The sequence below is a fragment of the Marinomonas sp. FW-1 genome (genome assembly GCF_005222245.1).
Taxonomy (GTDB): domain Bacteria; phylum Pseudomonadota; class Gammaproteobacteria; order Pseudomonadales; family Marinomonadaceae; genus Marinomonas; species Marinomonas alcarazii.
Map to the genome: position 1 here is coordinate 1918616 of NZ_CP025987.1, position 22167 is coordinate 1940782.

At 42.5% G+C, this 22167-nt stretch carries 25 protein-coding genes; 20 read left to right on the forward strand and 5 right to left on the reverse strand.

What is annotated here, in order from left to right:
* The first annotated feature begins 1 nt into the window (after position 1).
* Positions 2-268 carry a hypothetical protein gene (locus tag C1X04_RS08895; protein ID WP_137169711.1) on the forward strand — a complete coding sequence of 89 codons (267 nt, stop codon included), beginning with the start codon at positions 2-4 and terminating at the stop codon, positions 266-268.
* A gap of 98 nt (positions 269-366) precedes the next feature.
* On the opposite strand, the gene lexA is transcribed toward C1X04_RS08895, so the two are convergent.
* Positions 367-990 (reverse strand): transcriptional repressor LexA, encoded by a 624-nt coding sequence (gene lexA, locus C1X04_RS08900; RefSeq protein WP_137169712.1) that lies wholly within the window; start codon positions 988-990, stop codon positions 367-369.
* 69 nt (positions 991-1059) lie between these two features.
* On the opposite strand from lexA, the gene dinG reads away from it, so the two are divergent.
* The 9 genes from dinG to C1X04_RS08945 all read left to right on the forward strand — a co-directional run bounded on the left by dinG (position 1060) and on the right by C1X04_RS08945 (position 10582).
* Positions 1060-3183: an ATP-dependent DNA helicase DinG gene (dinG, locus tag C1X04_RS08905; protein ID WP_137169713.1), complete on the forward strand. Its 2124-nt coding sequence runs from the start codon at positions 1060-1062 to the stop codon at positions 3181-3183.
* A gap of 108 nt (positions 3184-3291) precedes the next feature.
* On the forward strand, positions 3292-4656 hold the full coding sequence (locus C1X04_RS08910; RefSeq protein WP_137169714.1) for a DEAD/DEAH box helicase: 1365 nt from the start codon (positions 3292-3294) through the stop codon (positions 4654-4656).
* Between the two features lie 28 nt (positions 4657-4684).
* A complete protein-coding gene (locus tag C1X04_RS08915; RefSeq protein WP_137170749.1) occupies positions 4685-6106 on the forward strand; it encodes a YdiU family protein in 1422 nt (473 codons plus the stop codon).
* A 33-nt stretch (positions 6107-6139) separates the two neighbouring features.
* Positions 6140-7171 (forward strand): NAD(P)H-dependent glycerol-3-phosphate dehydrogenase, encoded by a 1032-nt coding sequence (locus C1X04_RS08920; protein ID WP_217495026.1) that lies wholly within the window; start codon positions 6140-6142, stop codon positions 7169-7171.
* The gene (locus tag C1X04_RS08925; RefSeq protein WP_110572396.1) at positions 7164-7448 is read left to right on the forward strand and encodes a DUF4389 domain-containing protein; all 285 of its coding nucleotides are present in this window, start codon (positions 7164-7166) and stop codon (positions 7446-7448) included. Before C1X04_RS08920 ends, C1X04_RS08925 begins: the two co-directional genes overlap by 8 nt.
* Positions 7435-7914, forward strand: coding sequence for a phosphohistidine phosphatase SixA (gene sixA / locus C1X04_RS08930; RefSeq protein ID WP_137169715.1), 480 nt, complete (start codon positions 7435-7437; stop codon positions 7912-7914). The genes C1X04_RS08925 and sixA overlap by 14 nt, the downstream gene beginning before the upstream one ends.
* 42 nt (positions 7915-7956) lie before the next feature.
* Entirely contained in the window at positions 7957-8820 is an 864-nt protein-coding gene (locus C1X04_RS08935; protein ID WP_137169716.1) for an alpha/beta fold hydrolase, read from the forward strand.
* A gap of 40 nt (positions 8821-8860) precedes the next feature.
* The gene (locus tag C1X04_RS08940; protein WP_137169717.1) at positions 8861-9655 is read left to right on the forward strand and encodes a DUF4892 domain-containing protein; all 795 of its coding nucleotides are present in this window, start codon (positions 8861-8863) and stop codon (positions 9653-9655) included.
* A gap of 9 nt (positions 9656-9664) precedes the next feature.
* Entirely contained in the window at positions 9665-10582 is a 918-nt protein-coding gene (locus C1X04_RS08945) for a patatin-like phospholipase family protein (RefSeq protein ID WP_137169718.1), read from the forward strand.
* Here C1X04_RS08945 and C1X04_RS08950 read toward each other — a convergent pair.
* Positions 10579-11181, reverse strand: a complete 603-nt coding sequence (locus C1X04_RS08950; RefSeq protein ID WP_137169719.1) for a nucleoside triphosphate pyrophosphatase — start codon at positions 11179-11181, stop codon at positions 10579-10581. The two genes, C1X04_RS08945 and C1X04_RS08950, sit on opposite strands and share 4 nt — an antisense overlap.
* 116 nt (positions 11182-11297) lie before the next feature.
* Between C1X04_RS08950 and C1X04_RS08955 the strand changes: the two genes are divergently transcribed.
* The 7 genes from C1X04_RS08955 (at position 11298) to fabF (ending at position 16412) form a co-directional block, all read left to right on the forward strand.
* Positions 11298-11840 (forward strand): YceD family protein, encoded by a 543-nt coding sequence (locus C1X04_RS08955; RefSeq protein ID WP_245926956.1) that lies wholly within the window; start codon positions 11298-11300, stop codon positions 11838-11840.
* Positions 11841-11858: 18 nt separating this feature from the next.
* Positions 11859-12038, forward strand: a complete 180-nt coding sequence (gene rpmF, locus C1X04_RS08960; RefSeq protein ID WP_072839128.1) for a 50S ribosomal protein L32 — start codon at positions 11859-11861, stop codon at positions 12036-12038.
* Positions 12039-12049: 11 nt separating this feature from the next.
* Complete coding sequence (locus C1X04_RS08965; RefSeq protein WP_110572407.1) at positions 12050-12997, forward strand: fatty acid synthesis protein; 948 nt, start codon at positions 12050-12052, stop codon at positions 12995-12997.
* The gene (gene fabD, locus C1X04_RS08970; protein WP_110572409.1) at positions 12994-13917 is read left to right on the forward strand and encodes an ACP S-malonyltransferase; all 924 of its coding nucleotides are present in this window, start codon (positions 12994-12996) and stop codon (positions 13915-13917) included. Before C1X04_RS08965 ends, fabD begins: the two co-directional genes overlap by 4 nt.
* A gap of 45 nt (positions 13918-13962) precedes the next feature.
* Complete coding sequence (fabG, locus tag C1X04_RS08975) at positions 13963-14697, forward strand: 3-oxoacyl-ACP reductase FabG (RefSeq protein WP_110572411.1); 735 nt, start codon at positions 13963-13965, stop codon at positions 14695-14697.
* 135 nt (positions 14698-14832) lie between these two features.
* Positions 14833-15066: an acyl carrier protein gene (gene acpP / locus C1X04_RS08980; RefSeq protein WP_012069834.1), complete on the forward strand. Its 234-nt coding sequence runs from the start codon at positions 14833-14835 to the stop codon at positions 15064-15066.
* A 104-nt stretch (positions 15067-15170) separates the two neighbouring features.
* Entirely contained in the window at positions 15171-16412 is a 1242-nt protein-coding gene (gene fabF, locus C1X04_RS08985) for a beta-ketoacyl-ACP synthase II (protein WP_137169720.1), read from the forward strand.
* Positions 16413-16446: 34 nt separating this feature from the next.
* Here fabF and C1X04_RS08990 read toward each other — a convergent pair whose 3' ends face one another.
* Complete coding sequence (locus tag C1X04_RS08990; RefSeq protein WP_110572415.1) at positions 16447-16854, reverse strand: PA2817 family protein; 408 nt, start codon at positions 16852-16854, stop codon at positions 16447-16449.
* A gap of 61 nt (positions 16855-16915) precedes the next feature.
* Between C1X04_RS08990 and C1X04_RS08995 the strand changes: the two genes are divergently transcribed.
* The 3 genes from C1X04_RS08995 to queF are packed head-to-tail and all read left to right on the forward strand — an operon-like array spanning position 16916 to position 19435.
* Positions 16916-17830 carry an ABC transporter ATP-binding protein gene (locus C1X04_RS08995; protein WP_110572417.1) on the forward strand — a complete coding sequence of 305 codons (915 nt, stop codon included), beginning with the start codon at positions 16916-16918 and terminating at the stop codon, positions 17828-17830.
* Between the two features lie 4 nt (positions 17831-17834).
* The gene (locus C1X04_RS09000; RefSeq protein ID WP_110572418.1) at positions 17835-18608 is read left to right on the forward strand and encodes an ABC transporter permease; all 774 of its coding nucleotides are present in this window, start codon (positions 17835-17837) and stop codon (positions 18606-18608) included.
* 11 nt (positions 18609-18619) lie between these two features.
* Entirely contained in the window at positions 18620-19435 is an 816-nt protein-coding gene (queF, locus tag C1X04_RS09005; protein WP_110572420.1) for an NADPH-dependent 7-cyano-7-deazaguanine reductase QueF, read from the forward strand.
* Between the two features lie 97 nt (positions 19436-19532).
* Here queF and choX read toward each other — a convergent pair whose 3' ends face one another.
* Both choX and betC read right to left on the reverse strand, forming a co-directional pair.
* A complete protein-coding gene (choX, locus tag C1X04_RS09010; protein WP_137169721.1) occupies positions 19533-20477 on the reverse strand; it encodes a choline ABC transporter substrate-binding protein in 945 nt (314 codons plus the stop codon).
* Positions 20478-20515: 38 nt separating this feature from the next.
* Positions 20516-22039 (reverse strand): choline-sulfatase, encoded by a 1524-nt coding sequence (betC, locus tag C1X04_RS09015; protein ID WP_137169722.1) that lies wholly within the window; start codon positions 22037-22039, stop codon positions 20516-20518.
* Between the last annotated feature and the right edge of the window lie 128 nt (positions 22040-22167).

Genomic DNA, 22167 nt, shown 5'->3' on the forward strand with positions numbered 1-22167 from the left:
TATGAAAGAATCCTACCTAGAAATTGTTGAGCTTGATAACGGCGATATTGTGCTGCGTCCAGCCGCTGAAGATGGTGAGGAAACCGTTCCGTTAGCAACATTGAAAATATCCGATGATACTCGCTCTTACTTAAAAGATCGGTATTTTGAATTGGCAAAACATATGTTTCATGCCGGAATTGATTTTGTTTATTCTGATGATGCAGGCTTTGATGAAGGCGCAGATTATCTTGATGATGAAGACTTTCGGCCCAAGATCCTTCACTAAGCTTGTATGAGTGTTGTGATATCTCACACCAAATAAAAAAGCGAAGATTAGTCTTCGCTTTTTTATTAAATGGCAAGACAGTAAAACAGAATTGCTACCTATAGGCCTTGTCGTATCACACCGACAGATAAGCCTTCAATAGCAAAATCTTCACTTTCAAGATCAACAATAATGTCGTTAAATTCGTCGTTCTCTGGTATGAGTCGAACAATACTGCCTTTTTGTTCAAAGCGTTTTACTGTTACTTCATCGCCAATACGAGCCACAACAATTTGGCCATTACGTACAGAGTTGGTTTTATGAACGGCGAGTAAATCGCCTTCCATAATGCCGATATCTTTCATACTGGTGCCTGAGACGGAAAGGAAGTAGTCCGCCTGAGGAGAAAACATTGCCGCAGGTATATTCACATGGGACGCGATATTCTCTTGTGCCAAAATAGGGTAACCTGCAGCGACTTTGCCTATAACGGGTAGGCCAAGGTCGTCGACAGAGTCATTGTTTGGCTCATTGTCAATTAAGCGTATTCCGCGTGATGCGCCAGATAGCATCTCGATCGCGCCTTTTTTACATAAGGCTTTTAGATGCTCTTCGGCTGCATTGGGGGATTTAAACCCAAGTCGGCGCGCTATTTCTGCTCTCGTAGGTGGAAACCCCGTTTCGGTAATAAACTCGCGAATGGTTTCTAGTACGTCAGATTGTCTTTTGGTTAATTTAATCATAGGGTATCTGGTTGTTTATACAGTTACTGTTATTATATACAGCATTCCTAACTATACTCAATGATATAAATGCTTTCAGATGAACTAAAAACACAAATTCAACTCGCATACCGAGCTTCTTTGGATGCGAAGTCCCATAAACCAAGGGCCGGGCAGCGCCAGATGATTGGTGCAATCGCTCGCACCTTAGGCAATATAAAACGTGACTCTGAAGGCCAACGCCTTGATGAGAAGCATGTTGCCGTTATCGAGGCGGGAACAGGGACAGGTAAAACCTTATCTTATTGCCTTGCCGCCATCCCTATTGCCAAAGCACGTGGTCTGAAATTGATTATTTCTACCGCTACAGTGGCCTTACAAGAACAGATCTTACATAAAGAGCTGCCCAATCTATTGGAGCATACCGATCTTTCGTTCAAGTACACGCTTGCTAAGGGCCGAGGCCGTTACCTTTGTCTGAACAATCTTGAAAGCTTTCTGAGTTCCGAAGAACATGCCATGGAAGATATGTTTGCTGGCTTATTCGAGCAGCACCTTCACTCTGATGACATAAACACCGTTCTTTACCAAGAAATGGATGCGGCGTTATCTAAAGGTGACTGGGATGGAGATAAGGATAATTGGGCTGGCGTGGTGCGAGATCAAGACTGGCGGCGCCTTACAACAGACCATCAGCAGTGCACAAATCGTAACTGTGCGAATTATTCCGCTTGTCCATTTTTTAAAGCTCGCGCTGAAATTGAAGTGGCGGATGTTATTGTTGCTAACCATGACTTAGTACTTGCTGATTTATCACTAGGTGGCGGAGTAATTCTTACACCGCCAAAAGAAACGATTTATGTTTTTGATGAAGGTCATCACCTTCCGGACAAAGCCATAGGGCATTTTCGCCATGAAGTTCGTTTACAGCAAAGTATTACCTGGTTACGCCAGCTAGAAAAAAACTTAGTGAACCTTAAACAAGAGCTAACGGATGACGTGAGTTTGACAGGGCAACTCTTGCTTAAAATTCCTCAGCAAATACAAAGTATTGTTAATTTTATTCAATATGCACAACAAGGTTTAGCGCCTTATATTCAAGGGTTGGGGCTGGATCAAGAAAATAACCAACATAGGTTTGAGTTTGGTCAGGTACCAGATGAATTGCGCCAGTTAGCATACAGTTTACAAACCTCGTACCAAAAGTTGTTCAACAACATAGAAAGCATCCAAGATGAATGCAAAAAGACCAAGCAAAACGAAGGGATGGGCGTGACGCCTGAAACCGCGGAAACTTGGCAGCCTATTTTGGGAGTAGTTCTTGGGAGACTGGAGCAATGTGTTGGTTTATGGCAATTGTATTCAACCGTGGATGACCAGAACTTCCCGCCCAATGCTCGATGGTTGGTTTTGTCCGGTCAAGGTATGGAACAAGATATTGAGTTGGGGGCTTCTCCAATTTTGGCGGCCAATACATTAAGGCAGCAGCTTTGGGATAAATGTTTTGGTGCCGTCGTTACATCAGCAACATTAACGGCATTGAATCAATTTCATCGATTTAATATGCGCTCTGGTGTGCCTCGTGACAGTGAATATTTACGTGTTTTAAGTCCTTTTGATTTCCAAGAAAATGGACGTTTAGTGGTACCCGATATGGAGCATGAGCCTAATCGTGTTGAGCAACATACGGATGAAATAGTGCGCTATCTTGAAGCGCATGTTGATACCAAAAAAGCCAGTTTGGCGCTTTTTTCTTCCCGTCGACAAATGGAAGAGGTATCGAAATCACTTTCTTCCAGCTTGCAGGAAATATTACTCATGCAAGGAGAGCAGTCGAAACGCGTTATTCTGGATTCTCATAAAGCAAGAGTGGATGAAGGAAAGGGGAGCTTATTGCTAGGCTTAGCAAGTTTTGCAGAAGGTGTGGATCTGCCAGGAGATTATTTAACCTGTGTTTATATCGCCAAAATCCCATTTGCAGTGCCTGATGACCCCGTTGAAGCAACGCTGGCGGAGTGGATAGAAAAGCGTGGTGGTAATCCATTTATGGAAATCACCATCCCAGATGCATCTTTGCGCTTAGTCCAAGCTACGGGGCGGCTATTAAGAAGCGAAACGGATAAAGGTGAAATTCACATATTGGATAAGCGTTTACGCACTAAGCGTTATGGTAGTCAGCTTATTAATAGTTTACCGCCATATCGTTATCAATAATGTAAATCAACAAACCGTAAGCAAGGGGTGATAAAACCGTATCATTTAGGTACACTCCTTGCACTGATAATTAACCTCAAAACATAATAGAAGCGTATAGATTCCAATATGGAAAACCAAAATCAAGAAGTGCCATCAGAAACCTCTACAAAACCTAAGCGTATTCGTCGTCCTAACAAACGACCTAAAAGTAACAATGCTGAATCTAGCAGTGCAAATAACCAAGCTAATACAAAAGCAAAAGAAGTAAAAAATACTGCTGGAAATGCCAAAGGTCATATTTGGTCGATCGAAGATTTCCCTGTTGCTGAAGTAGAAGGTAAATTGCGTTTCCATGATTTAAACCTTCCTGACAGAGTTCTTAAATCTATCTCTGAAATGGGTTTTGAGTATTGCAGTGAAATTCAGGCTGAAACCTTACCTATGACGCTGTTGGGTTATGACATTATTGGTCAGGCTCAAACTGGTACAGGTAAGACTGCGGCTTTTCTAATCGCCATGATTAGTGATTTCCTTGATTACCCACTAGAAGAAAAGCGCGCCAATAACTTTGCCCGCGGATTGATTATTGCACCGACTCGTGAATTGGCTATTCAGATTGCTGATGAAGCCATTAAGCTAACGTCTAACTGCCATTTAAATGTTGTTACTTTGGTGGGTGGATTAAGCTACGAGAAGCAAAAGATCGCAGTGGAAACAGAGAATGTTGACATTTTGGTTGCCACGCCTGGTCGCTTATTGGATTTTGCTCGCAGCCGAAAAGTTCAATTAGGCAAAGTAGAATGTTTGGTACTTGATGAAGCTGACCGCATGTTGTCTATGGGATTCATTCCTGATGTGAAAAGCATTATTCGCATGACGCCACACAAAGAAACCAGACAAACCATGCTGTTCAGTGCGACTTTCCCTAAGGATATCCAGGCTTTGGCTCAGCAATGGACTTATTTCCCTAAAGAAGTGTCGGTTGTGCCAAAAGAAGCGACAAATAAGAATATAGATCAGGTGATTTATACTGTTGAAGCAGAGCAAAAATGGCCTGTTTTACAACAGCTGATCGACAAGAACGGCGGTCAACGAACCATCATCTTTGCTAATCGTCGAGATGAAACTCGTGATCTTTTTGAGCGCCTACGTAAAGCCAATATTAACTGCGCTATTTTATCTGGGGAAGTTGCCCAAGATAAGCGTGTTAAAACTTTGAAGAATTTCAAAGACGGTGTGATTCAAGTGCTTGTAGCAACAGATGTCGCTGGACGTGGTATCCATGTTGATAATGTCGAGTTAGTAGTTAACTACTCATTGCCAGAAGACCCTGAAGACTACGTACATCGAATTGGCCGTACTGGACGTGGTGGTGAGACAGGGAAATCTGTTAGCTTCGCCAGTGAAGACGATGCGTTTATGATTCCAGAAATCGAAAGGGTTGTTGGTGAAAGTATCCGCTGCGAGTATATGGTCGATACATCGCTATAAACATCGCTTAACTTTTAAGTGAGATATGATGAATTTAGAGCATCACTTTGCAAGTTTGGGTGAGGCGTTTTCTTCGAAAACTCTCATCCAGCCACTTCATGAGCAGCGATTGGTAGAATTTAATCAATCGCTCGCTACCTTTCTGTCTATTGATATTAAATCCAATGAAACCAAGCGTATCTTAAGCGGTGAAGAAGCTCTGCCTTCGAGCCTGAGCATGGTTTATGCTGGGCATCAATTTGGCGGTTTTTCGCCTCAGCTTGGGGATGGGCGAGGTGTTTTGCTAGGTGAGGTGCGTGGTCAAGACGGTCGATTATATGACCTGCATATGAAAGGCGCTGGTCTGACACCCTATTCTCGACGTGGTGATGGGCGCGCCGTTTTACGCTCCTGCATACGTGAATATTTGGCGAGTGAGGCGATGACAGCTTTGTCTGTGCCTTCGTCCAGAGCTTTGGCTTTGTACGACAGTCGAGAAGCGGTGTATCGAGAGACTCCAGAAGCAGGCGCCATGTTGCTAAGAACAGCGCAAGGCCATATCCGCTTTGGTCATTTTGAGTACTTTTTTTATCAAGGTAAGCAGGATGAACTGGATCAGCTTATAGAATATTGTCTTAAGCATTACTACCCAGACAGTTTAAAGGCACAATCCCCATTAGAAGACATGTTAACCGAAGTGGTTAAGCGCACAGCAAGAATGGTTGCTAAATGGCAGGCAGTCGGGTTTCAGCACGGTGTGATGAATACAGATAACTTTTCATTTACTGGCGAGACGATTGATTATGGTCCGTATGGTTTCATGGAGGATTATGAGCCTAATTGGGTTTGCAATCACTCAGACTATGAAGGGCGTTATGCATTTTCTCGTCAGCCAGGCGTGGGCTTATGGAACTTAAATTGTTTGATGCGCTGTTTTTCAAAGCATCTTGAGAGAGACCAGCTTATTGCTATTCTTAAATGTTATGAGCCAGAACTTCAAGCTCATTACGATGTCTTGATGATGAAGAAGATGGGGTTAAACTCCGTTGACGCTCTGCATGAGTTATTACCTCCATTGCTGGTTATTTTAGCGGCTGAAAAAATGGATTATACGGTCTTCTTTCGTCTTTTGAGTCATCTTGAAAAAGACGACTTTACGCCTTTGCTGGATGAGGTGGTTGACCGTGAACGGTTGAACCAATGGCTTGATCGTTACTTGTCAATAAGGCTATCAGAGCAGAGCAATTGGGAGCAGACTGGTAATCTGATGCTGCAAACAAACCCCAAATTTATTTTAAGAAACTACTTGGCTCATGAGGCCATTTTAGCAGCGGAGCGTGGAGATTATTTGCCATTTCGACGTTTGTTAAATGTGCTAAATACGCCATTTGATGAACACCCTGAGTCAAGCGTATTGGCTCAAAGAGCTCCTGAATGGGGTAAGTCTTTAGAAGTTAGTTGTTCGTCCTAAAAGTATTTGACGATTTCAAAAAGAGAAATAATCATAATGAAGCATTCAGTTTGTGTGTTAGGTGGTGGCAGTTTTGGTACGGCATTGGCGAATATTATGGCCAATAATGGTCATCAGGTTAGTCAATGGATGCGTAATGAAGAGCAAGTAGAAGAGATTAATTTAACGGGGTTAAATAGCCGTTATTTGCCAAATGCGCCTTTGCACAGAGAGCTATTGGCGACAAGTAATCTTGAACAAGCAATTCGAGAAAGTGATACTGTTTTCGTATCTATTCCATCTAAGTCATTTGAGCAAGTTGTGCAGCGAATTGAGCCATTATTGACGGCAGATAAAATACTGATCAGCACGACTAAGGGATTTAATCCAAATCGTTTTGAACTTATGAGTGATGTTTTGCGTCGAAACTCTATCACGCAAAAAATTGGTGTTTTAAGTGGGCCCAATCTGGCTAAAGAAATTGCTGCAGGACAAATGACAGGGTCTGTTATTGCCAGTGCTGATGATTTAGTTCGCCAACGTGTTATCGAGTTACTTAAATCTCCGACTTTTCGAGTTTATGAAAATCGTGATAGCAAAGGTGTGGAGTTGGCTGGGGCATTAAAGAACATTTATGCCATAGTGTGCGGTCTTGCTAAAGCATTGAATGTTGGCGAAAACACGATGTCGATGATAATGACTCGTAGTTTAGCTGAAATGAGCCGTTTTGCTGTGCACTTTGGTGCGAACCCTATGACCTTTCTCGGTTTAGCTGGAATGGGGGATTTGATTGCCACTTGTACTTCACCACTAAGCCGAAATTATCGAGTTGGTTTTGCTATTGGTTCCGGTGAAAATCTAGACGATGCCGTTGGCGGTATTGGAGAAGTTGCGGAAGGTGTGAATACATTAAAAATGGTGGTTGAAGAGGCTCATAAACATGGGCTTTATATGCCACTTGCGGAAGGTCTTTCTAAATTATTGTTTGATAATGCCAAGCTTGAATCATTGATTGGATCAATGATGACGGGTGAGCAAAAATGGGATGTCGAATTTGCGACAAATGAGGAGAGTGACAATGTCTAAGCCAGGCTATGCAGATCAAGGTTTTTGGTTTCGTATTATTTTTATGTTGTTGTACTGGGTTGTCTTAAATGTTGCTGTGACAGTATTTGGGGTGCTTTTGGTTATCGTGAGTTTAATTAAACTTGGCTCTAAGCATGAGCCAGTGATGTTATCTTCATGGTTAAATCGTTTGGCTTCATTTATTCAGCAAATTTTTTCGTTTATGGCTTATAAGACGGAAGAAAAACCGTATCCGTTTCAGCCTTGGCCGCATGTAGAGGCGGATGATGAAGCTTAAGCGCTTATATGTCTTACGCCATGGCAATGCTCAGCCTTATGGATACGATCTAGACGAGCGTAGGGAACTCACTGAACTTGGTGTGGCGGAAGTAAAAATGGCGGCGCTTGCCTTTCAATCAAGGGCAGAAGCCTTTGATGTCGCTTTTGTTAGTCCTTATGTTCGTGCTCAGCAAACAGCTAAAGTGTTTTTATCAAGCTTGGATGTATCCGTTGAGAAAAAAACTTGCCCTTTAATTACTCCAGATGGCCGTAATATGGATGTGGCGCTTTGGTTAAATGATCAGCCATATGAATCCATTTTGCTCGTTACGCACCAGCCATTTGCTCACCAATTTGTTGATTATTTAGTTGATGAGCCACTGCCGGTTAATTTTGCGATGACGACAGCGACTTTGGCGTCAGTTGAAGGCGAGCTATTCGCAAATGCTTGCTGTCAATTTCGTTGGAGCGAGTCTCCTTCGTAATTATCTTGTCGAATTTTTGTTATTGGTAAAGATAGAAACTCTATGGGAAATGAAATTGTTTATAAGCTGCCGCATACTGAAATATCTGGTATGCAATGGCTGCCAAAAAAGACATCAGACCTAAAAGTATTATCACTTCATGGGTGGCTGGATAATGCAGCCAGCTTTGCTAACTTATCACCTCACTTATCTGATTTTTCTCATGTTGCCTTGGATTTTGCTGGGCATGGTTTGTCTTTGCATCGACCTGCCGGCAGTTTTTATCATCTGTGGGATTACGCATTGGATGTTGTGTCTATACTTAATCAATCAAAACAGAGTGTTTGGTTAATAGGTCACAGTATGGGTGGAGCCGTTGCGATGTTGGTGGCAGCTATAGCACCAGACAAAATTCGTGGCTTAATTATTTTAGACAATATGGGGCCGCTCACTGATAGCCCTGAAAATCGTGTTGTCACTCTACAACGTGCGGTTAATAAAATGTCTAAGCATCGCCATGGTAGAGAAACAAGCTACCCAACGAAAGAAGCAATGATAACGGCGAGAATGGAGGGCTTTACCTCGATTTCCAACAGTGCGTCTAGGTTGCTGGTTGAACGCGGCGCTAAGCAAAACTCCGATGGTGTTTGGGCATGGCGTCACGATAGAAAATTAACGTTTCCATCGCCTTTTAGAATGGATGAGGCGAGTGTAGAAACCTTTATTCAGGAAATTAAATGCCCAACCTTGGCATTGGTTGCTAAAGATGGTGTTTATCAAAATGACCAACAGTTAGTTGAAAAACGAGCGGCTCAATTTCCATGGATTAAGTTGAAATGGCTGGAGGGGAACCATCACTTTCACCTAGAGCCAGATACCTGTTTTGCTGTGGCAACCGAAATTCAGCGGTTTATTGACCAAAACTAGTGTGTTAATACGCCCTGTACTAGGGTGATGGGAAGGTAATATGGTTAGGTTTCGTGGAATTTTTTGTTCTTTACTGTTAGGTAGTAGTGCTTCTTTCGCGGCTTTGTTGGATGTCGAGCCTTATCGTGATGCTCAATTGGTTAAAAGCTATTCTAAATCTGAAGAGTTAGTTGAAATCCCTCTGAGTAAAATACGCAGAGCCGGGAGTGGCTGGGAGCCAGAGTCGGTCATTCGTTTACAGGGCAAGTATTTTTCTTCCCTATATAAAGTAAACCGAAATGCTCTTTTACCTGACGTATATGAACATTACCGAAGTCAGATGTTATCTAGCGGTCGCAGTGTTTTATTTGAATGTGAAAGCCGTAGTTGCGGAAGCAGTAATGCGTGGGCAAATAATTTCTTTCAGGATTATTTGTTGTATGGATCGGACAGCAGTCAATATTTACTGGTCGTGCAAGATCAGCAAGATATCTATCAAGTTTTGTATATAAATCGTCGTGGCGCTGGTGATGTAATGATCCGCCTAGATGAGGTGAAATCCACTGAAGGACAAGACACGTCAATAAATATTGTTGCTCAAATGGATGTTAATGACATTCCTCGTATTCGTCGTTTTATTAGTAGCTTGCCTGCTGGACAGAATGTCGTAGGCTTTGTTACGAGTGAAAAAAGCAATCTTTTTACTTCAATCGAAGCGGGAGATAGATTAATTTCACAGGTGTCTGCAGGCATAGGCGAGCGTCTACAATCACGGGTGCGTTTTATTAATTTGGCAGACCTTGGTCGAGAGGCGCTAGGTGTAAACCGAATTTCTTTTGTTTATGTTCGTCGTTAGGTGGTAGTAGTGAGCTCAAAAAAAGGGACAGTTGCGCTTGTTTTAGGGAGTGGTGCCGCTCGAGGTCACGCGCATATTGGTGTAATTCAGGCTTTCGAAGAGCGTGGATATGAGATTATTAGCATTTCTGGTTGTTCAATAGGTGCGATAGTCGGTGGTGTGTATGCAGCTGGTAAATTATCCGAATATCGTGAGTGGGCAGAGTCTCTAGATCGGATGAATGTTCTGCGCTTGTTAGATATGTCACTTCTAAAAGGCGGCTATGTAAAAGGCGATCGATTTTTTGAGAAAATTCAGGAAATCATTGCAACGCCAACTATTGAATCGCTACCCATAGATTATACCTCTGTTGCTGTTGATTTACTCAATCAAAAGGAATTTTGGTTCCAAAGAGGGGACTTAATCAGCGCTATGCGGGCATCTTCGGCGATACCATCGCTTGTTTCTCCTGTGGAGTTTAATGGCAGGATGTATGTTGATGGCGGCGTATTAAACCCTTTGCCTATTATTCCTGCTGTACCAGCTGGTGCAGATTATATCGTCGCCGTGGATCTTAATGGCCCAGCGGAAGCGTTGTTGGATAAAGAATCTCAGACAGCCGCGACAGGGCCTGCCTGGTGGCATAGCACAAAAGACTTTTTTGCGAAGGGGAAAGAGTCTGATAAGGCTAAATACTCCCCAGAAAGCTGGGGACGTTTGCAGACGATCAATATGATGTTTGAAACAATGCAAGAGTCGTTAACTCAGTACAAGTTGGCAGGCTATCCGCCAGACTTGTTGATTTCAATTCCAAAAGACATCTCTGGTTTTTATGAGTTTTGGCGGGCCAAAGATTTGATTGAATTCGGTTATGACGTCACTTTAAACGCAATTGATGGTCTTGAATCACCAGTATCCAGCTATCATTCATTTCCTAAAGGTTATTAAGAAAGCGGGTTGACACCTGAGTTCCTAAGAAACTTAGACAGCATAATAAGGGGGAGGCCGATGAGACTAGTCGGATCATCCCCTTCCATTTTATCAAACAAACACACTCCTAATCCCTCGCACTTAAAACTACCTGCGCAGTCTAGAGGCTGCTCGATGGCAACATAGTTGCTGATTTCCTGATGAGTCAACTGCCGGAAGTAAACATGGAACTCATTTAGCTTGTATTGGTATGTCTGGCTTTCTTGGTCGAAAAGACAGAGCCCAGTTAAAAAGCTCACTTTTTGTCCGCTGAATGAGGCTAGCTGCTTTATTGCGTTTGCTTGCGTATGGGGTTTGCCTAAAATAGTAGAATTCAGTACAGCGACTTGGTCAGATGCAATAATCAAAGCATCATTAGTTAGGCCTTTTGTCATACGCTCTTGGTGTACGGCTTTTGCTTTTGCGATTGTAAGGCGTTGAACAAGGTTTTGTGTGGATTCTTCGCTAAGTGGGCTTTCATCTATGTTTGGAGAGTGGCAATCAAAAGGCAGATTTAGCCTCTCTAAAAGAGCTTTACGATAAGGTGAAGAAGAACCTAAAATAATTTTTTTTTGCATTGTTTCTTGGCCGTTTTGTTCTGGTTTGTCGACATTTTACTTTTTTTCTCTTTGAAAAGCTTAATTTTCTAAAAAAAGCCGCTTTAACGGCACTTAGACTTTGACAAAGAGGGTGCTTGGCAATATTATTCCCCGCCATGTTGAATGACTCATTACCTAAATATTTTGACCCACGAAAGTACGCTCATAACGAGATGTCCTTTGAAGGGAACGTGCCCCTCAATCAATTTGAGGAGCTTTGTGCTATATTAGCCTCTGATGAGGGTAATGCATTTATTCATCTAGACTTTAGAGTTGATGAGGATAGGCGTTATATTGCTACCGGATCATTAAAGGCTCAAGTGCAAGTTGTTTGTCAACGTTGCATGGGAGCTGTTTCACATGATCTGGCGTTAGATTTGTCGCTTGGGTTTGTCTATGACGAAGATCATGCGAAGAATCTACCGAACAGTTACGATCCTGTTGTCATGACCGATGGTGAAGTAATTTTAGCAGATATGGTAGAGCAAGAAATTATACTTGCCTTACCAATTGTCGCTTATCACGAAGAAAGTGGTTGCAACCCAACAGCTGTAAAGTATGCCTCGTCTACCGATGACGCACCGGATGACGAAAAACCGAATCCATTTAGTATATTGGCCCAATTAAAGGCCAAGTAAAGTTAGGAGCTCCAAAAAATGGCAGTACAAAAAAGTAAAGTTACTCGTTCACGTCGCGGTCAGCGTCGTTCACACGATGCCTTGACTGGTCCAACTCTTTCTGTAGAAAAGACAACTGGTGAACTTCACCGTCGTCACCACATTTCTGCAGATGGTTTCTACCGTGGCCGTCAAGTTATCACCCCTAAAGGTGAGTAACTAAGATACCCATGATCAGGGTAGCTTTAGATGCTATGGGCGGGGACTTAGGTCCCCGCATTGCATTAGATGGTGCGGTCGATATTCTTTCTCGCCATCATGATGTTTTTATCACTGCGTATTATTCTCCTTATCCTGGTCTGGAACTTCCTGCACCTCATGAACGCTTATCTTTGATTTCTTGCTCTGATGTTATTGATGGAGATGAAGAAATAGTCTTATCCTTATTCAAACGACGCGATAGTTCACTCTATCAATCTTTGAATGCACTTAGTCAGAAAACATCAGATGTGGTTGTAACGCTTGGGAACACAGGCGCAATGGTTGCTTTAGCCAGGCATATATTAGGCGTCCTAAGGCCAAAGCTTTATCCGGCTTTAATTCGAGAACTTCACTCAAACCCGTTGCGTTGTTTGGTTGATTTGGGGGCAAACGTACATTGTCCTCCTTCTATGTTGGTTGGCTTCGCTGAGTTAGGCGCTGCTTACATAGAAGCGTTAAGTGATGAGCTGCCTAAGGTTGGGCTGCTGAACGTCGGTGTTGAAAGCTCTAAGGGCAGTGCTGTTATTCGTGAGACGGATAGATTGTTATCTGCCAATAAGTGGCTTACGTATTTAGGGTATGCTGAAGGCACTGAGTTGTTTGAAGGCGATAAAAACGTCATTGTTTGTGATGGCATGGTTGGTAATGCTGTACTAAAAGCATCTGAAGGGCTTTTGTCTTTTATGATGAGTAAGTTCAAAAAAATTAATGGCGCTTCGTCGCTGTTTGAGACTTTTTACCAAACTGAACGCAGGCACGGTGCTTGTTTAATTGGTGTGCGTGGCAATTTGGTAAAAGGTCATGGTCGTTCTGATTTGCCGGCTATGATTGGTGCGATTGAGTATGGAATTGATATTGCGCGAGCTGACTTATGTTCTGCTATTGAAGCGCGTCTTTGTAATGAGGAAGTGAAATGAGTACTAAATTAGCTTTTGTTTTTCCAGGTCAGGGCTCTCAACAGTTGGGAATGCTGGCAGATCTAGCGGAGAAGCACGAAATAATAGCGCAAACGTTCGCTGAGGCGTCTGATGTACTTGGCTACGATTTATGGGATCTTGTGCAAAATGATGCTGAAAAACTAAGCCAAACAGACAAAACTCAACCTGCACTTCTTACTGCAAGTGTGGCTTTGTGGCGTCTTTGGGAGCAACAGGGCGGTGCCAAACCTGCTTATGTGGCTGGCCATAGTTTAGGTGAGTATTCGGCTCTTGTGTGTGCTGGTGTTATTAAGTTTGCCGATGCGGTTGAACTGGTTAAGTTGCGTGGTGAATACATGCAGCAAGCCGTACCAGCTGGTGAGGGCGCAATGGCGGCTATTATTGGTCTTGATGATGATAAAGTGGTTGCTGCTTGTGAAGCGGCTCCTGGCATCGTGAGCGCTGTGAATTTTAACTCTCCAGGTCAGGTGGTTATTGCAGGTCACGTTGCCGCTGTTGAAGCAGCAATGGTCAATGCAAAAGAAGCCGGTGCTAAGCGCGCGTTACCTTTGCCTGTTAGTGTGCCGTCTCATTGCGAATTAATGATTCCTGCTGGCGAAAAATTGGCTGAAAAACTAGAGTCAATTGTGTTCAGTGAACCGGACTGTGTTTTGGTTCAAAATGTGACTGCACAAGCGGTTTCTGATCCTGTAGTAATTAAGGCGAATTTGGTTTCTCAGTTGAGCGAACCCGTTTTATGGACACAATCTGTTATGCTTCTTGCTGAGCTGGGTGTTACATCAACTATTGAATGTGGCCCAGGTAAAGTATTGAGTGGACTTAATAAGCGAATAGTAAAAGGCTTGGATGCATCGTCTTTAGGTGATGTTGCTGGATTTGAAGCGGCGCTGTCTGTTTAAATATCGCTTTATATTGATTTGTATATTAAAAAGTTGGAGACAAGCATGAGTCTTGAAGGAAAAATTGCTCTAGTCACGGGGGCTACTCGTGGCATTGGTAAAGCGATCGCTACCGCATTGGTCGAGCAGGGCGCTACAGTTATTGGTACAGCTACCAGTGAGTCTGGTGCACAAAGTATCAGCGAATATCTAGGCGCTAACGGTAAAGGCTGGGTGCTGGATGTATCCTCAAGCGAATCTGTTGATAATGTGATTAAAGAAATCACTGCAGAATATGGTGCGCCAACAGTATTGGTTAATAATGCCGGTATCACTCGTGATAACCTGATGATGCGCATGAAGGAAGATGAGTGGGATCAAGTGATCAACACTAACCTAACTTCTGTTTTTCGTGTTACAAAAGCTTGCTTACGCGGCATGACTAAAGCAAAATTTGGTCGTGTTATTAGCATTAGCTCTGTTGTTGGCTCTATGGGTAATGGTGGCCAAACAAATTATTCAGCGGCAAAAGCCGGTTTAGAAGGTTTCAGTCGCTCTTTGGCTGCTGAAATTGCTTCTCGTGGCATTACGGTTAACTGTGTCGCGCCAGGCTTCATTGAAACAGATATGACTAAGGTGTTACCTGAAGAGCATAAGGCCAAATTGGTCGAGAAAGTGCCTTCATCACGTCTTGGTCAACCAGAAGAAATTGCAGCAGCTGTTGCTTTTTTGGCGTCAAATGGCGCTGCATACATCACCGGTGAAACATTGCATGTCAATGGCGGTATGTATATGTCGTAATTTGAGTTGAATTTTATGTTTAATTCAACGAAAATACGTCTCCGGTTCATGTCGAGAATCATACCTTTTTTTAGGTGATCGAATTTTTATAATATGCTCACACTGAGCTGTTAATGAGTAGAGTAGGAACTTCTAATGAGTAGCATTGAAGAACGCGTTAAGAAAATCGTTTGTGAACAACTAGGCGTTAAAGAAGAAGATGTTGTTGCTTCAGCATCTTTTGTTGATGACCTAGGTGCAGATTCCCTAGATACAGTTGAGCTAGTAATGGCTCTTGAAGAGGAATTTGATACTGAAATTCCTGATGAAGAAGCAGAAAAAATCACTACCGTACAAGCAGCGAACGACTACATCAACGCTAACTTGTAAGATATTGGTGAACTGAGTTTTCCGAAAAGCCGCTTGTATTCGTTACAGCGGCTTTTCTTATTAATAGCTCTTAATGAATGAGAGCGATTTGTTGGAGAAATCTTATGTCTCGTCGTCGGGTAGTAGTCACAGGAATGGGAATGGTGACACCCCTTGGCAATAATGTGAAAGATACGTGGGATAATATCCTGGAAGGCAAGAGTGGTGTATCGGATATCACTTCTTTTGATGCCAGCCAGTTTTCCACTCGTTTTGCGGCTCAAGTAAATGGTTTTGACGCTACTCAGTATATGAGCGTGAAAGAAGCCCGCAAGATGGATCTATTCATTCAATATGGTATCGCTGCTGCTGTACAAGCTTTAGATGATGCCAATCTTAATGCTGACACAGCCGATTTAAGCCGTGTTGGGTGCGCTATAGGTTCAGGTATTGGTGGATTGCCAATGATCGAGAAAAACCTAGAGCTATTGAATGAGTCTGGCCCAAAACGTATTTCTCCTTTTTTTGTGCCAGGCGCGATTATCAATATGATTTCTGGTCATGTAGCGATTCGTTTTGGTTTTAAAGGACCAAATATATCCATCGTTACAGCATGTACGACTGGTACTCATAATATTGGTATGGCAGGCCGGATGATCGCTTATGGCGATGCCGATGTAATGATTGCTGGCGGTGCCGAAATGGCAATTACGCCTTTAGGTATCGGTGGTTTTGGTGCTGCAAGAGCGTTATCAACACGTAACGATGACCCTAAAACAGCAAGTCGCCCATGGGACAAAAACAGAGATGGTTTTGTTATGGGGGATGGCGCGGGTATTTTGATCCTAGAAGAATACGAACATGCCGTTGCACGTGGCGCAACTATTTATGCAGAGCTAGCAGGCTTTGGCATGAGCGATGATGCCTATCATATGACAGCTCCACCAGAAAATGGTGAAGGTGCGTGTTTGGCAATGAGTGCTGCGTTAAAAGACGCTCATTTAACCCCTTTGGATGTTGACTATATAAATGCTCATGGCACATCAACACCTGCTGGTGATTTGGCAGAAACACAAGCTGTAAAAACACTAATGGGTGATGACGCTTCGGATGTTGCTATTAGCTCGACTAAGTCGATGATTGGTCATCTACTGGGGGCCTCTGGTGCGGTAGAGTCGATATTCTCAATTTTGGCGATTCGTGATCAGGTTGCTCCTCCTACGATTAACCTTGAAGAGCCTAGTGAAGGATGTGACCTGAATTATGTTTCAGGTACACCGCAAAAACGCAAAATTGACGTTGTACTTAACAACTCATTTGGTTTTGGTGGTACGAATGGAACACTAGTCTTTAAGAAAATTTCTTAAAGACTAGTTAGACTTTTTCAGTTAAACATCATCATTAATGAACTTGGTTCGATATGCCACGTAAGGTATTGATTTCTTTTGCAATATCGTAGTCTTGGTTTTGACTGTCGAGTTCGTATAAGTGGTCTTCTAGCTGTTGATATAGTGTGATTTCCTCGTCACCAAGAAAGTGCAAGCATTCTCCACCTACAAACCACAGTAGCTCGCGCTTTATCAAAGGGACGAGGTTTGCGTAGCAACGAATGAAACGCGATAATATCTCTTGAGCATCAAACGTATAATCATGGGTGTTTTCCTGAATTTTTTTTGTCAGGTCATCCCACTTTTCTAAGAAGTCTAATTCTTCTTCTGCCAATTCTTGCTGATTAAAGGGGTCATGTTCTGCGATTCGTTCGCGCAAATCTGCAAATGCGTCAAGTATGTATTGTGTGCGTGATTCCACGTAAAACCCTATTCAAGTAAGTAACTAAATTAGTCGGCAATGCCGTATGAGAATTTCAATTATGACATATGCAATCGAAATTAGTGACCTTAAAAAACGTTATGAAGGTGGATTTGAAGCCTTAAAAGGAATTGATTTAAAAGTTGAAAAGGGAGATTTCTTTGCGTTGTTAGGTCCTAATGGTGCTGGAAAATCTACCACCATTGGTGTGTTATGCTCCCTAGTTAACAAAACTTCTGGCAGCGTATCCATTTTTGGCAATGATATTGATAAGGATTTTGCAAAAGCAAAACAGTTTCTTGGTGTCGTCCCGCAAGAGTTTAACTTCAATGTTTTCGAGACAGTTTTTAATGTTGTCGTCACCCAAGCTGGGTTCTATGGCATTACACGTGCTGTCGCTGAAAAACGCGCTGAAAAATATCTCAAACAGTTGGATCTGTGGGATAAAAAAGATTCACAATCTCGCATGCTTTCTGGCGGCATGAAACGCCGTTTGATGATCGCAAGAGCGCTCATCCATGAGCCAGAAGTACTTATTTTAGATGAGCCAACTGCCGGTGTTGATATAGAATTACGTCGCTCTATGTGGGAGTTCATTAAAAAACTCAATGAGCAGGGTACGACAATCATTCTAACCACTCATTATTTAGAAGAAGCAGAGCAGTTGTGTCGAAATATTGCCATCATCAGTGCTGGTGAAATTGTCGAAAACACAAGTGTAAAAGCGCTATTGAAAACACTTAACCAAGAAACCTTTATTTTAGATCTGGATAGCAACTTGCCAGACAATTGGTCTCTGCCTGGCTTTAACGTTGCGGTAAGTAAAGACGCAACAACACTGGAAGTAGAAGTGGTCAAAGGGCAATCGATTAATGCGATATTTAAAGCGCTCGATGATATCTCTATTAACGTTGTTAGTATGCGCAATAAATCTAACCGACTCGAAGAGCTCTTCGTGAAATTAATTAAAGGCTAATAAGATGAAAAACTCAGAAATTTGGGTCGCATTTTACACCATTATTGTAAGAGAAATACGTCGTTTTACTCGTATATGGCCGCAAACATTACTACCACCCGCAATAACTATGTCATTGTATTTTGCTATTTTTGGCAATTTGATTGGGGGCCGTATTGGTGAGATGGGCGGGTTCAGTTATATGCAATACATTGTTCCTGGCTTGATCATGATGGCAGTAATCACTAACTCGTATTCGAATGTTTCGTCATCTTTCTTTTCTGCCAAGTTCCAGCATAGCGTGCAAGAGCTATTGGTGTCACCTACGCCAAACTGGGTGATCTTATTAGGTTATACTTTGGGAGGTGTTGCGCGCGGTTTATGTGTTGGCCTTATTGTCACTTTGCTGTCTTTATTCTTTACCCATTTGGCTTTGGAGAATCTGTTTTTAACCATTTTGGTTGTGTGCCTGACCGCGGTGATGTTTTCTCTTGGTGGCTTTGTAAATGCGATATACGCAAGAAGTTTCGATGATGTGTCAATCGTGCCTACTTTTATACTCACGCCATTAACGTATTTGGGCGGCGTGTTTTACTCCATCGATTTATTGCCGGACTTTTGGCAGTCTGTTTCGATGTTGAATCCTGTGCTTTATATGGTTAACGCATTTCGATATGGCATCTTAGGAGTTTCCGATATTAACGTATATTGGGCCTTGGTTATTGTGAGTGTGTTTATTGTTGTGTTGTTTAGTTTCGGTCTGCGTTTGCTCAATCAGGGCAAAGGTATTAGAAGTTGAGGTAGTGTTATATGGGCTTTTTACCCTTAGGTCAGCAAACAGAATATGTTTCTGAATACGATGCAGGGTTGCTTTACCCCATTGCAAGAGTGGATAAATGGACTGAAATGGGCATTGAATCTGAACGCCTTCCATTCTATGGGGAGGATGTTTGGAATGCTTACGAGCTTTCATGGCTAAACTTGAAGGGCAAGCCTATTGTTGCTTTGGCTGAGTTTCGTTTGCCGTGTGATTCCCCAAATATTATAGAATCTAAATCATTTAAGCTGTATTTAAACTCGTTAAACCAAATGCGTTATGAGTCGGCAGAAGAAGTGCAGGGCATTCTTGAGCGTGATCTTTCTCAAGCTGCTCAAGCGGAAGTCACTGTGATTATTCGTGATGTGGATTCTATGTCATCTTTGGTGGTGTTGACGCCGGATTATTGCATAGACGATTTAGACATTGATGTGTCGGAATATCATCCTAATGCTGACTTGCTGGCAATAGATGAATCTATGGGCATTGTTGAAGAACGGTTAGTGAGTCATCTTTTGAAATCAAATTGTCCGGTTACCAATCAGCCAGATTGGGGTTCGGTATTTATTGATTACAAAGGGCCAAAAATTAACCATGAGAGTTTGCTTAGGTATGTGATCTCATTCCGTGAGCATACGGATTTTCATGAGCAATGCGTCGAACGAATTTTTATTGATATAATGCGTCACTGTCGACCTGAAAGCTTAACGGTATATGCGCGTTATGTTAGACGCGGAGGGTTAGATATTAATCCTTATCGCTCTTCTACGCCTGTTGTTTTAGGAAATGATCGTCTGACACGTCAATAACTGTGTGACATGAAGATTTATAAAGCCGCATAATTTAATAATTATGCGGCTTTTTTGGTTCTGACATTAGCTTATAGAAAGTAACTTGTGTGACACATTACATAGATGTCAGCTGTTTTTTAACCGTGTCTAATGCTGGTTTACCATCAAATGTAGTGACGCCTTCTAGCCATTTATCGAGCACCTTTGGGTGTGCCTTTATCCAGTCTGCCGCTGCTTTTTCTGGTTTTTCGTCTGAGGCGATGATTTCGTTCTCCATGGTCAAACCAAATTCAAGATTGCTAAGCAATTTACCAACATTTGGGCATTCATTGCTATAGCCTTTGCGGGTTAAGGTTCTGATGGTGGCGCCGCCATAATTTGGGCCAAAATATTTGTCACCACCACTTAAGTATTTAAGATCAAAATTGACGTTCATTGGATGCGGTTCCCAAGCAAGAAAGACGATAAAGTTATCGCGCTTGATGGTTCTCGCTACCTGCGAAAGCATGGCTTGTTCGCCAGACTCAACCACTTTCCAATCACCAAGACCAAAGTCATTTGTATCAATCATGTTTTGAAGCTTTTGGTTTGCTGGCGCCCCTGCGTCAATACCATATACTCGATGACGAAACTCTTTTCCAAACGCTGATAGGTCAGAAAAGTCTTTAACTCCTGCTTCATAGACGTATTCAGGCACAGCTAAAGTGAATTTAACGCCTTGTAAGTTAGTTCGAACAACATCAACATCGTTTTTGTATTTATCAATAAAGGCGGATTGAGCAGGCATCCAGTTCCCCATAAATGCGTCAATCTCACCATTTTTGATACTTTCAAAACCTACTGGAACACTTAATAAATATACCTGAGTTTCATAGCCCATTGCCTTTAGTAGGGTTGTTGCTACACCATTAGTAGCGCCAATATCCGTCCAACCTGGATCGCTAAGCGTCACTTTTTGGCATTGCTCCGGCTCGGCAGATAAGGCGAAACCACTACCAGTTAGTAGACTGGCCATGGTAATGGCTCTGAGTCCTGTGCTACTGAAAGAAAGTACTTTCATTTTTTTTGCTCCTATTGTGATGAACATTATTAGTATGTTTACTCTGCTTTAGGGAAACGTGATCGGCTCTCCAAATCGTCCAAGTCGATATGGTTTCTCATGTACATTTCACTGCTATCAAAAATAGGTTGATGATCCCATGGTAGCTTTTTGCCTATATTCATGGCTTTTACCACCAAACGTCGACGACGCTGACTGATTAAAACGTCTTGCGTTAAGGCCTCTGAATCCCAGCGCTCAAGAGCTTCTTGTCTGAAACTATCATGGATGTCTTTGTAGCTAGGGTTGGTAGCTAGATTGATAAGCTCATCAGGATCGTTTTCTAAATCAAACAATTGATCTGGATCGATATGGCAATGAACGTATTTGTATGGTCCGCGGCGTATCATGTACAAAGGTGCTATTGCGCCTTCTCCAAAATATTCCCCTATAACCTCATCATGACCGGTTTTTTGCCCATCCAAATGAGGTATTAAGCTTCTGCCTTGGATAGGCATGGCGTATTCATGATCAGATACGCTGGTTGCCATTTCAAGAAAAGTTGGCAATAAGTCCATCGTAGAAACGGATTCTTTTACTCGTTTTGGCAAGAAACGAGTCGGTGCGTGAACTATCATTGGAACGCGGGCAGAGCCTTCAAAGAAGGACATTTTGTACCAGAGGTTTCTTTCTCCCAGCATATCGCCATGATCACCTGAGAAAACAATGATTGTATTATCGTCTAGGCCAGTTTCTTTTAGTGCTTTTAGAAGCATACCTATTTTATCGTCTACATAGCTTATTGCACCGTAATAAGCGCGACGGGCCTTGCGTACCTGTTGTTCGCTAAGCTCTTGATCATGATACGCATACACTTCTTGCAATCGGGAAGAATGCGGGTCCTGCTGATCCTTAGGGATGTTTATTCTGGGTAGGTCTATCTCATCGTCGCTGTATCTATCCCAATACTCTTGTGGAATCGCATACGGATCGTGGGGGTGAGTCATCGAAACGGTTAGACAGAAAGGTCTGTCTTGATCTCGTCTTACGTAATCGTATAAATAACGTTGAGCATGGAAAACCACCTCATCATCAAAGTCTAACTGGTTGCTTCGAACACAAGGTCCTGCTTGAGTAACAGACGACATATTGTGGTACCAAGTAGGGCGAGTTTTTAAATCGTCCCAATTGGGAAACCAGCCATAATCAGCAGGATAAATATCTGTCGTAAGTCTTTCTTCAAACCCATGTAGCTGATCTGGTCCACAGAAGTGCATTTTGCCAGAGAGCGCTGTTTTATAGTTCTGTGCGCGAAGGTAGTGAGCAAATGTAGGAATGTCTGCAGGGAAATCTGCAGCGTTGTCAAAAGCACCAATTTTACTTGGTAGTTGTCCTGTCATTAAAACATATCGAGACGGTGCACAAAGAGGGCTATTGCAATAGGCGGAGTCAAAGACCACGCCTTGCTCAGCAAGAGTGCTTAGATTCGGTGTTTTTACAATCGGATTACCATAAATAGGAAGGGCAGAGGTAGCAAGCTGATCCGCCATAATAAAAAGGATGTTTGGTTTCTTTTCTGCCATGATTATCTCTAATGCGTAAAAAGTGAAAGAGAGGCAAATGAAAGTAAATTGCCTTGTTATATAGAGATTGCGCTAACAAAAAGTTATTGTAAACTCACTGAAATTTTATACATGGGATAAGTTGAGCT